A 12,123-nucleotide genomic window follows, 5' to 3' on the forward strand; every position below is an offset into this window, starting at 1 on the left:
AAATCAACCATCTGTATATCTATTAAATGAATGAGGAGGACATACGATCAACATGAATATCCAATTTCATTCTCCCGCCGTTTATTGGACAGAAGCACTTCCTGTTGGAAATGGCCGACTGGGCGCAATGGTATTCGGCGGTGTTGAGAAAGAGCGCATCGCTTTAAATGAAGATACACTTTGGTCAGGCTACCCCAAGGATTGGAATAATCCGGGAGCGAAAGAAGTTATACCTAAGGTGCGGGAGTTGATCGCAGAAGAAAGATACGAGGAGGCGGATCGGCTCTGCAAGGAAATGATGGGTCCCTACACGCAATCCTATTTGCCTTTCGGCGATTTGCATGTAAGGATGGCACATGGCGATGTTAAACGCCAGTATAGCCGGAAGCTTGATCTGTCTACCGGCATCGTGACTGTCACTTATACCATTGGCGGCGTTCAGTACACCCGAGAAATATTTGCATCTTACCCCGATCAAGCCATAGTCGTGCGTTTAACGTCGAGCAAGGAAGGTTTGCTCAGTTTTCGGGCCTGGCTGGACAGTCCCATTCGTTATGAATCATCCTTTGATGCCGATCAATGGATGATATCCGGTACAGCCCCTGAGCAAGTATGGCCCAACTACTACTACTCGGAAAATCCCATTATTTACGGCGACCCAGAGATATCACAAGCTTTGAAGTTCCATGGCCGATTGGCTGTGGTGCATAAAGGCGGGTCGATGAAGGCCGATGTGGACGGCTTGCACGTTATCGGAGCGACTAGCGCGACCTTATATTTCAATGCGGCGACAAGCTTTGATCCGGACATTGGCGCGAGCAGTTCCGAAAGCAATCCGAAGCAAATAACCGCTGAGGCGATCCATGCCGTTTGCGGAAAACGATATGAAGATATTCTGCATCGACATCTTGACGATCATAACAAGTTGTTCGGCAGAGTTGCTTTGTCTCTGGGGGGAAGCAAAGCCCCCTTGGACATGCCAACCGATCGGCGGATTGCCGAATTTGGCATCAGCGATCCGGGTCTGGTTGAGCTTTTGTTCCATTACGGCCGGTACCTCTTGATTGCAAGCTCTCGCCAGGGAACTCAGCCAGCCAATCTGCAAGGCATTTGGAATGAGGAAACGCGGGCGCCATGGAGCAGCAACTATACGCTCAATATTAATGCAGAGATGAACTACTGGCCTGCAGAGTCTTGCAATATGGCGGAATTGCATGAACCACTGATTGATTTTATCGGCAGGTTGGCACGGAACGGCAAGAAGACGGCAGAAACGAATTATGGCGCAAGAGGATGGGTAGCGCACCATAATTCCGACTTATGGGCCCAGACGGCTCCGGTTGGCGATTTTGGAATTGGTGACCCGGTATGGGCGTTGTGGCCGATGGGCGGCACCTGGTTGACTCAGCATTTATGGGAGCATTATGCCTTCAGCGAGGATAAGGCATTTTTACGGGATACGGCGTACCCCATCATGAAGGAAGCTGCGTTATTCTGTTTGGATTGGCTCATTGAAAATAATGACGGGCATTTCATTACTTCGCCTTCGACCTCTCCCGAGCTGAAATTCCTGGTTGGCGATAAGCGTCATGCCGTAAGCGCTGCGACGACCATGGATCTAACTTTGATAAGTGAATTATTTGACAACTGTATCAAGGCGGCGGAACAGCTGAAGATCGATGAAGATTTTGCGATGACACTAATAGAGACGAAGCAAAGGCTGCTTCCGCTCCAAATCGGCATGCATGGTCAATTGCAAGAATGGTCCGAGGATTTCGAAGGCGAGGATGTCCATCATCGTCAAGTCTCTCATCTTGTCGGAGTTTATCCGGGACGGTTGATTACGGAGCAGTCTGCTCCTGATCTGTTCCAAGCAGCGAAGACATCGCTTGAAATAAGAGGAGACGGGGGAACGGGATGGAGCCTTGGCTGGAAAATCGGCTTATGGGCAAGATTCAAGGAAGGCAATCGCGCAGAACGGTTGATCTCGAACTTGTTGACTCTCATTAAGAGTGACGAACCGATAAATCATGACAGAGGCGGCGTCTATGCCAATCTGTTCGACGCGCATCCTCCATTCCAAATCGACGGAAACTTTGCAGCCACAGCAGGGATCGCAGAGATGCTGCTGCAATCACATCAAGGATACTTGGAACTCCTGCCGGCGTTGCCCGATGCCTGGAAAGACGGGTATGTCAAAGGATTGCGGGGCCGAGGAGGTTATGAAGCCGATTTGGAGTGGAAGAACGGCGCATTGTCAAAAGCAGTAATCGCAGTTTCAAAAACGCAAACTTGCACTGTGCTTGCCAAGCAGAAGGTCAGGATTACGCAAGATGGCGAAGAAGTTACTTATTCTCCTACGGGGAACGGCTGTATCGAGTTCCATGTTGAATATGGAAAGCTTTACGTCGTATCGACCGTCTGAAAGAAAAGAGAGGTTGAAGCGGGAAGATAAAGGCAAAAAGGAGATTGCGCCGAATGATGAATATATCTTTGGCAATCATGATAGATCATAACAATCGATGCATCATTTATGGCGAGATAGCGATCATAACACAATTGGAGCAATATTTTGGGCAAGAGACTAGAAGGTTTACCCTGGATCAAGATTTCGTTAACGAATTGCAAATAGTGATCGCAGAGCATCCGGATTATACCGTAAGAAGAGCTCTGGAAGTATTCGCTAAAGTGTCGGCGACAAACACTGAGATTAAGTCGATAGCTGGCGACACTCTCGGTACGTTGTATTGAGAACGAGATTCAGGTGTACCTGCGTTCGTTAAAGAAGAACCGTAAGGATGTGTCTTTGCATGAATCGGTGATGGGATGGGGGGCTGGAGATCAGGGGCTCGAACTACCTTGGTTTCAGAAAATAGCACGAAGACGCGATAGGAAAACCGGTCGCGTCTTCGTGTTTTTAGAGTCCGTTAGAGTAAATATATCGTGCTTCGATATGCCTATATGACCGCTGTGAATACCGAGCAATACTCCATCCCTGACATGGGCGTCGCTTTCGACTAATGTCTTTTACACGATAATATGCGACTCCACATTGAATATTTGTTACACAGATTAATGATTTGGTATTTCTGGCAGCAAGGGGTACGGTTACGACGGCCTAAGGTTTCATCCGGATGAGCCGGTAACACGCGCTGAATTTGCCACATTCCTTAACCGTGTGTTCCGGTATGAGGGGAATGGACTGTCATCGTTTACGGATGTAAAACCTTCCGATTGGTATATGGATTCCATATCCAAAGCCACACAGGCCGGACAATTGAAGGGTATCCAATCGGCATAACTTCAGCCTTGAGGAAATCGAACAATCACTGGAGAAGGAAGTTTGTCCAAAGATTGATTAGGCTTATTCGATTCAGAAATGAATATGATGCTTTTAACGGCGAATTTGCCGTGATTCCTTCAGGGAAAGATGAAGTTCGGCTGGAATGGCGCATGACAAAAAGGAGTGCCGCCTTTTTATTGATCTGCAAACCTGCAAGACATTAATTGAATATATCGGACAGAATGGTGAATTAGCTCAACTTACCATATAGTTCAAAATGAAGAAACTCGGTCATAATGTCCATTTTTTTAGCCATGCGAAATTCTGCATCGGTTCTTGTTCACAATGTCAAAAAATTCGACAACACAGGTGAAGATCTGGAGGATCTGATCTCCATCGGGACGATCGGATTGATTAAGGCACGGACAAAGAGGGCAATGAGATCATGTTGATCGATATCCTTGGGACGGAAGCCGACGATGTCGTGGATAAGGTGCAGCTTAAGATTGAGAAGTCGAAGATATATAAAAATTTAGATATATTGGATGAGAGGGAAAAGGAAGTTGTGGTTGGACGGTTTGGGTTGGAATTAGATGGAGAAGAGCGGACACAGCGGGAGATAGCGAAGGAGCTGGGGATTTCACGCAGCTATGTGTCGAGGATTGAGAAAAGGGCGCTCATGAAGCTGTATCATGAGTTTTATAAGGCGAAGCGGTGAAGAGGGGGAGCCCCTCTTTTTTTATTCTTCATCAATGGACAAGCGACATCTGTACAAGGGATAACGATTTCATTGTGTCAACGACGGGTAAGTAAAGTAAAAAGATGTACATTGTTTCACTACCTCCATCAATTTTACAATAAATGCATACACAGCTGTAGTTTTAGAGTTCAATGGTATGATTATCAATTCCGACTTGGGAAGCGTAGGAGGTAATTGTTTGTAAATTGGACAAAGCGAACTATTCTTGTGCAAGTATGGAAGCGTTTACTCGAATTGTGCTTCAGATCGCTTCTAACCTCCGGAGACGACCATCAACGAGATCGATGCCAAGTGAAAATGAAAATATCAATAAATGGGAGGTTGACCTGGTGCGTTTACAAGAAAACAGTTTGAGAAGCATGTCGATAAGGAAATTTCTCTATATACTGCCTTTCATGATTTTACTTGCTATCTTTGCCTACTACCCGTTATATGGATGGGTTTATGCATTTTTTGACTATATGCCGCCGACTCCTCTGTCCCAATCGCCGTTTGTCGGTTTAAAGTGGTTTCGTTCTTTGGTCGAAAACCAGGTAAAGATAGATCAACTGCTTCAGGTTATCAAGAACACGTTTGGGATGAGTGGCTTGCTGCTGCTATTCTCCTGGCTTCCAATGATTTTTGCCATATTCCTGAATGAGATTAAAGCCGTTCGTTTCCGGAAGTTTGTACAGACGGTTACCACCCTTCCGAACTTTATCAGCTGGGTATTGGTGTATTCGCTGGCATTTTCCATGTTCTCTAGTGAAGGTATAGTCAACGGTCTTTTGAAACAACTGGGACTTATCGATTCTCCGATATTATTCCTTCAAAACTCCGACCATGTTTGGATTACGATGTGGATGTGGACTACCTGGAAAGCATTGGGTTGGTCAGCCATCTTATATATGGCAGCGATTACAGGGATAGATGAATCGCTTTATGAAGCGGCCCATGTGGACGGTGCGACAAAAATGCAGGTTATAAGGCATGTCACATTGCCAAGCTTGCTGCCAACCTATTTTGTTTTGTTGATGCTGCAAATTGCAAGCTTCCTGAATAATGGCTTGGAGCAATATTTCGTATTTCAAAATTCGTTCAACAAAGATTCCATCCAGGTTTTAGACCTATACGTATACAACCTGGCGATGGGGGGCGGCAGCTATTCCGTCTCTGTCGCGATTAGTATGCTGAAGAGCTTGATCAGTGTTGTGCTTCTCTTTTCTATTAACGGATTATCAAAATTGTTAAGAGGAGAGAGCATTGTATGAGCGACAAAGCAGCGGATCTGGCACCGATTGAAAACGTGCGTAACAACAATTCCGTAAAAAAAATGAAAGATCAGGTTAGCGCCGCCGACAAAATGATTTCTGCTGTGATCTATGTCCTGTTTGCCCTGTTTTCCTTTATTTGCGTATACCCTTTTTACTCGATCATCATTAATACGATAAGTGCAAACGATATCAGTGCCAGGGGCGAAGTTGTATTTTACCCGCGTCAAATCCATTTCCAGAACTACGTGGATGTGTTTAAAATACCGGGACTATGGAATGCTGCCGTGATATCTCTGGGAAGAACATTGATAGGAACAACTTTGACGGTAGGGGCTTCCGCCTTTTTGGGATTCATGTTTAGCCAAGAGGATATGTGGAGAAGAAGATTCTGGTATCGCTTTACGATTATAACGATGTATTTTAACGCCGGTATTATTCCATGGTATCTGACCATGAGATCCTTGCATCTGACCAACAATTTTCTGGCATATGTTCTGCCGTCGATCGTAGCCCCGTTCTTTATCATTCTTGTAAAGACCTTTGTGGAATCAACTCCGAAGGAACTGCAGCAGGCGGCAAGTATCGACGGGGCCGGGATCATGACCATCTTTATCAAGATCATGTTGCCCATAAGCAGGCCCATACTGGCTACGGTTGCCATATTTGCGGCTGTCGATCAGTGGAATTCCTTTCAGGATACGTTGTTGCTGGTTACTGACAGCAAACTCTATTCTTTGCAGTTTATTCTATATAACTATATCAATCAGGCAAGTTCCTTATCCACAATGGTAAACCTGCAAAACGCCGGTTCAACAGCCATGGCAAGTCTGGCAACAAAGCAAACCACAACTTCCATTCGGATGACGGTTACCATTATTGTTGTCGCACCCATATTGCTGGTTTATCCGTTTTTCCAAAGATTTTTTGTAAAGGGGATTATGATCGGTGCAGTCAAAGGTTAACTTGCGCCATTATAATAAAATATCAGTTTTAGGGGGATTGCCAATGAGTAAGAGGAGTAAAGCAGTTAAAAAATCGATGTTGTTATTGTTTGCTTGCATCTTCATGGTTTCGGTAGTATTGGCCGGCTGTACAAGCGCACCCAATAATACGGCTTCGTCAACAGCAACATCTAGCGGGGCATCAGACTCCGGTACTGCTGCAGCTACATCAAAAAGCGGTAATACGATAGATCACAGTAAGCCGCTGACTATTACCGTATTCGACAACGCAGCTAATTACCAAGGTGAACAGACTGGGTGGTATGGAAAGCTTCTGAAAGACAAGTTCAATATTACATTGAACATTCTTGCTCCGCAGGTTGCTGGCGATCAATTGTATAAGACAAGATCGGCAGCCGGAGATTTGGGAGACCTCCTGATCATCGATAACAGTCAGTTGGAAGAATTAATTCCTGCCGGCCTTATTATGGATATCACGGATAAGGTCAAGAATACGAACTACTTGTCCAAATATGTGGATAATCATTTCAAGCCTTTCAATGCAGCATTTGATAAAGTAAATCCGAAGGGCAAGATTTATGCGATGCCGACTTTTGAAGCTGACACTTCGCCAACGACATTCTCGGAAGAAATCCCTTACTCAAGCCCGATTATGCCATGGGATTATTACAAGGGAGTAGGGGCTCCCAAGCTGAACAATTTGAACGATCTACTGGACGTACTGAAGAAGATGCAGGCGAAATATCCCAAGACGCCGGACGGCAAACCGATTGTGCCGATCACCTTGTGGAAGGATTGGGACGGCGGCGGCATGGAAAACGTACGCTGGCTCAGCAACTGGTACGGTTATGAGCAGCCGGACGGTACTACGACCATTCAGTTGAATGCCAAAGGCGACATCGTTCCGCTCGTAGATGACAACAGTATGTACAAGAAGATCCTGCAATTCTATTTTACTGCAAATCAGATGGGTTTGGTTGACCCCGACTCGGCATCCCAGGACTGGAACAAAGTAGCTGAAAAGCTGACCAACAAGCAGGTTCTTCTCTTATGGTACTCTTGGCAAAGAGGTTTCTACAATTCGATTGAAAGAGGGAAGAACGGCGACGGGAATGTTGCTGTTCCGATAGCCGACACTCATATCATTCAGAATAGCGATGCTTATTACGGGAACGGAAGAGTATTCGCTCTCGGTTCGAAAGCAAAGGATCCTGATAGAATCATGGAATTCCTGGATTGGACGGTTTCACCTGAAGGATTGCGCTATTATACGAGTGGATTTGAAGGCTTCAATTACGAAAAGACAGCAGATGGCAAGTTTAAGCTGACCGAAGTAGGACAAACCGCCTTCCAGAAGAACACGCCGGTTCCGGCTCAGTACGGAGGCGGCGGATACCAGGACGGACAGAGTAAGATCAACAGTATGATCATGAGCGATTTTGTCAAAGACCCGGATACAGGGGAATTCTATAACAACAATTACTGGAGCACGACAATAGAGGCTAATAAGACAGCGCTAACAACGGATTGGCAGAACACCTATAACGCAAAGAACGCAACGGACTACTACCTGAAAAATAAGATGATCGATATCGTACCGAATATCAATACAAGCCTAGGGAGCGATTCGTCAGACATTAAAAACAAACGCAGCCAGATTTCAAACTATGTAAAGAACACATCATGGAAGATGGTATTCGCCAAAAATCAAGCGGAATTTGACCAGTTATGGGGAAAGATGAAGACCGATGTCGTAGGCCTCGGTTGGAATGATGTAGTTGCAACCGATACGGCAAAAGCTCAAAAGATCGTTAAAATGCGTGCCGATGCATCAGCTAGCAAGTAAAATCGGTATTTCTTCATATCTGAGGGATATATATTTTAAAATATATATCCCTCAGATTGTTATCCAGCTCCGATTTTCCGGGTTTTGCCTAACGAAGGGAGAAAGTAAATATGCTTAGAATCGTAGAGGTTGAAAACGGGATCGTTCAAGGGCTGCCGGCAGCCGACCCCCGGATCACGAGCTTCAAAGGGATACCATTCGCCGCTCCGCCTCTAGGCGAAAACCGCTGGCGTGCCCCGCAACCCGCGAAGGACTGGGATGGCGTGTTCCAAGCGTACGAATTCGCGCCGATCTCGATGCAGGTGAGACAAGAGATCGACGAGAAAAATATCTATACCCGGGAATGGGCCGTGGAACCGGACATCGCCATGGACGAGGACTGCCTCTACCTGAACGTATGGACACCGGCCAAGCACGCTGATGAAAAACTGCCGGTATATGTATGGTATTTCGGCGGAGGGCTTCAGGTCGGCCATACGGCCGAAATGGAGTTCGACGGCGAACGCATTGCCAGGCGAGGCATCGTGGTGGTCACGATCAACTATCGTCTGAATGTCTTCGGATTTTTATGCCATCCCGAAATTACAGCGGAAGCGCCGGAAGCGCCTGCCAACTTCGGCCACCTCGACCAGCAGGCGGCTACAAGATGGGTTAAGCGCAATATTATGGCTTTCGGCGGCGACCCGGACAACATGACTATCGGCGGCCAGTCCGCCGGCGGTGGAAGCGTCATGAGCCAGCTCACCTCGCCTCAGAACGAAGGGCTCTTTCAGAGAGCGATTATACAAAGCGGGATCTTTACAAAGCTTTACCCGGGAACCTCCATGCCCAGACTTCGGAGTCGCTTGGCGGAAGCCGAACAGGACGGCGTGGAGTTTTTCGAGTATCTCGGCGTATCCTCGCTTGCGGAAGCCCGGCAGCTGAATGCGGTCTATCTCCGCGACAAGGCGGTGGAGTACCGGGGCTTCTGGGGCACTGTCGCAGATCAGGTATTCAGCTTAGGTAACCCGTTTGAATTGTTCCTTCAAAACAAACGCTGGATGGTGCCAGTGATGTTCGGCCATACATCCTCGGAGTTTTTCAGCGTTCCGAATGTTGACACGCGTGACGACTTCAAGAAGATGGCAGTGGACATGTTCGGCGACGATGCCGATGCGTTTCTGGCGCTTTGTGAGACTGAATCGTTCGAGGAAACCAAGAAGAAAGCTTCGGTGAGCGGCATCGAATATGCGATTCGCATTGCCGCGCAAGCCAATGCCGATACCGGTGCCAATACCCCTTTGTACTATTATCATTTCGACGCGGAAATACCGGGTTGGGATAACCCCGGCACCTTCCACTCGGTGGATCTCTGGTTTTTCTTCGAGACGCTTGCCAAATGCTGGCGGCCGTTTGTCGGCAAACATTACGATTTGGCCCGCCAGATGTGCAATTACTGGGCGAACTTCATCCGTTCGGGAGACCCGAACGGACAAGATTCTACAGGAGAGGAACTGCCGCGATGGGAGCCCTATACGCCCGAAGCACCGTATGGGATGTTGTTTGCAGATCGGGCCGAGTTTGCCACGGAACAACCGAGTGAGATCATGAAGTTTCTTGTGCAGCAATATTTCAAGAAGAACAGGTTAGTTCAAAGTTAAATATTGTATGGCTGCAGCCCCTGAGCCTATAATGAATGCATAAGAAGCGTTATTGAATAAGACCCGTAATCATCAACCGATCGGGGGAAGAACAAGGAAGTGAAAAATCATAGAAAAAAAACATGGCTGATTTCAATCATGTCGGCAGCTACAGTCTTATCGGCCTGCAGCGGACAAAACGATTCAACGGATAACGGTCAGAGCCAATTATCCAATGTGGAGTCGGGCCAAACTGCAAGTAACGAACCGAAGGGAGCAACAGCAGATCCGCTGGGCAAATACGATCCGCCGATCGAAGTGTCGTTCGTGCGGAATCTAAGCGACGTCGTGGATAACAACGTGCTTGGCGCTCTTAGGGGCGAAACGTTTGAAGACAACCGCTGGACCCGCTTGTTCAAAGATCAACTCGGCATCAAAATTAAAAATAAATGGGTTGTAAAGGGCGACGATACGTCCGAACAATACTTGCAGAAGCTCAACGTGACGATCGCATCCGGGGATATTCCCGATTTCATGTCCGTGAACTCGACTCAACTGAAGCAGTTGGCCAACGCCGGCCAAATCGAAGATATGACTGCCTTATATCCGCAATACGCTTCGCCCGATCTGAAACGGATGATGTCGCAAGAAGGGACGGCCCCATTCGATGCCGCCACGTTTAACGGCAAGCTGATGGCGATTCCGCTTGTCGATTCCTCCATTGAAAGCGCTATGTTGATCTGGATTCGTACAGATTGGCTGCAGAAGCTCGGCTTAAAGCCTCCGAAGACGATGGCTGACGTTCAAGCGATTTCGAAAGCGTTTGCGGAGGGCGATCCGGACGGCAATGGCAAAAAAGATACGTTCGGTCTCGGCGTATCCAAAACGCTGTGGGGAGGAGCCATGGGGTTGGAAGGCTTCATGGCCGGGTACAAGGCTTATCCGAACAAATGGGTGGAGGGCAGCTCCGGGAAGCTGGTTTACGGCAGCGTCCAGCCGGAAGTAAAGAAAGCGCTTCAAGCCCTTCAGACCATGTTCAAGAATGGTGAGTTGGATCAGGAGTTCGGGATGAAAGACGGAACCAAGGTTTCCGAGCAAATCGCCGCCGGGAAGATCGGCATGGAATACGGCGAACAGTGGAACTCGATCTGGCCGCTTCAACTGAACCGCAATAAAGACCCGAATGCACAGTGGCAGGCGTTCCCGATTGTTTCGGAGTCCGGAGAATCGCCGAAAGTGCCGTTAAAATTCAATACGGTCAAATTCTTTGTCGTGAAGAAAGGTGCCAAGCATCCCGAAGCCGTCATCAAGATGTTCAATTTGTTCTATGAAAAGAACTGGGGCAAAACAGCGGAATTTGACAAATATTATGCGCCGCCGGAAGCGGAAAGCGTATGGCAGCTATCCCCGGTGAATCCGAGTCCGATCAAGAAAAACGTGGAGGCGTACCGGGCGATAGATGCAGCCCGTAAGTCCGGCAACTTCTCGGCATTGGCGGGGGAAGCCAAAACGATTCAAGGGAAGATAGACGCATATCATTCAGGATCGAAGGATGGATTTGCGCTGTGGGGCTGGGAGCGGATTTACGGTTCGGAAGGCTCCGAGGGGGTCGTGGACCAGTACGATAAAAACAATCAGTTCCTGCAGGATAAGTTTTACGGCGCGCCTACTCCAACGATGGTCGAGCGCAAATCGACTTTGGAAAAGCTGCAGAATGAGACGTTTAACAAAATCATTATGGGTGCGCCTATTGATGACTTTGATAAGTTCGTTCAAAACTGGGCGAAGCTGGGCGGAGCACAAATGACAAAAGAAGTCAATGACTGGTACGCAACAATCAAGAAGTAGCGGCATACCCGTTCTTGCAATAAGATGTTGTCAAAGGTATTGTTCTCGGCAGCGTGAAAGGGTGATAATGAAAGAAAAAGCTGGAGGCATGCGACTTGTACAACCGTCAACCGTTCTCTTTGAGGAACACGATTTTCCTTCGGCTGCTGCTAACGTTTCTACTTATCATTCTGCCTATTATTTTGATGGGCGTATACCTTTATCAATGGGTCGTACAAACGGCAAGCGATGACATTTCCAAAACGGCGGTTTCCCAGATCACCTTCTATTTGACCGACCTGGAGAATGAGGTGGAACGGATGAAGCTGCTGCAGTACGGGCTTATTGAAGATGAGAATCTCAACGAGCTGACGCTGACCTGGGATTCCATGGATGCCTATACGCGCACGGAAAAAATTAATTCGCTATGGAAGTGGCTCAATACGACCCAAAATAGCAGCGTCTATATCAAAAATGTGACTGCACATATTTATCCGGTCTCCAAATCCGTTTCGTCCGCCAATGGGACGAGCGAGCTCGATATCAAACGGTATGACCGGATTCGCACCGAGC

The 12,123-nt window shown here is 47.5% G+C and carries 8 protein-coding genes and 2 pseudogenes; all 10 read left to right on the top strand.

Annotation, left to right across the window (positions count from 1 at the left end; genetic code table 11):
- The first annotated feature begins 52 nt into the window (after window positions 1-52).
- A complete protein-coding gene (locus ICC18_RS30995; RefSeq protein ID WP_188178281.1) occupies window positions 53-2,425 on the top strand; it encodes a glycoside hydrolase family 95 protein in 2,373 nt (790 codons plus the stop codon).
- A 53-nt stretch (window positions 2,426-2,478) separates the two neighbouring features.
- Window positions 2,479-2,751: a hypothetical protein gene (locus tag ICC18_RS31000; protein WP_188178282.1), complete on the top strand. Its 273-nt coding sequence runs from the start codon at window positions 2,479-2,481 to the stop codon at window positions 2,749-2,751.
- A 334-nt stretch (window positions 2,752-3,085) separates the two neighbouring features.
- Window positions 3,086-3,301, top strand: a complete 216-nt coding sequence (locus ICC18_RS34930) for an S-layer homology domain-containing protein (protein WP_188178290.1) — start codon at window positions 3,086-3,088, stop codon at window positions 3,299-3,301.
- Window positions 3,302-3,597: 296 nt separating this feature from the next.
- Window positions 3,598-4,001 (top strand): annotated as a pseudogene (locus ICC18_RS31010) (sigma-70 family RNA polymerase sigma factor); the annotation flags it as partial.
- Between the two features lie 371 nt (window positions 4,002-4,372).
- Window positions 4,373-5,293: an ABC transporter permease subunit gene (locus ICC18_RS31015; protein ID WP_312029638.1), complete on the top strand. Its 921-nt coding sequence runs from the start codon at window positions 4,373-4,375 to the stop codon at window positions 5,291-5,293.
- Window positions 5,290-6,258, top strand: a complete 969-nt coding sequence (locus ICC18_RS31020; protein ID WP_223193026.1) for a carbohydrate ABC transporter permease — start codon at window positions 5,290-5,292, stop codon at window positions 6,256-6,258. Before ICC18_RS31015 ends, ICC18_RS31020 begins: the two co-directional genes overlap by 4 nt.
- Before the next feature lie 43 nt (window positions 6,259-6,301).
- Complete coding sequence (locus ICC18_RS31025; RefSeq protein WP_188178283.1) at window positions 6,302-8,104, top strand: type 2 periplasmic-binding domain-containing protein; 1,803 nt, start codon at window positions 6,302-6,304, stop codon at window positions 8,102-8,104.
- Between the two features lie 110 nt (window positions 8,105-8,214).
- Window positions 8,215-9,744, top strand: a complete 1,530-nt coding sequence (locus tag ICC18_RS31030) for a carboxylesterase/lipase family protein (RefSeq protein ID WP_188178284.1) — start codon at window positions 8,215-8,217, stop codon at window positions 9,742-9,744.
- A 138-nt stretch (window positions 9,745-9,882) separates the two neighbouring features.
- On the top strand, window positions 9,883-11,571 hold the full coding sequence (locus ICC18_RS31035) for an extracellular solute-binding protein (protein ID WP_188178293.1): 1,689 nt from the start codon (window positions 9,883-9,885) through the stop codon (window positions 11,569-11,571).
- 95 nt (window positions 11,572-11,666) lie between these two features.
- Window positions 11,667-12,123, top strand: a pseudogene (locus ICC18_RS31040) (sensor histidine kinase); the annotation flags it as partial.

Origin of the sequence: Paenibacillus sedimenti (assembly GCF_014534655.1) — a bacterium.
Lineage (GTDB): Bacteria > Bacillota > Bacilli > Paenibacillales > NBRC-103111 > Paenibacillus_E > Paenibacillus_E sedimenti.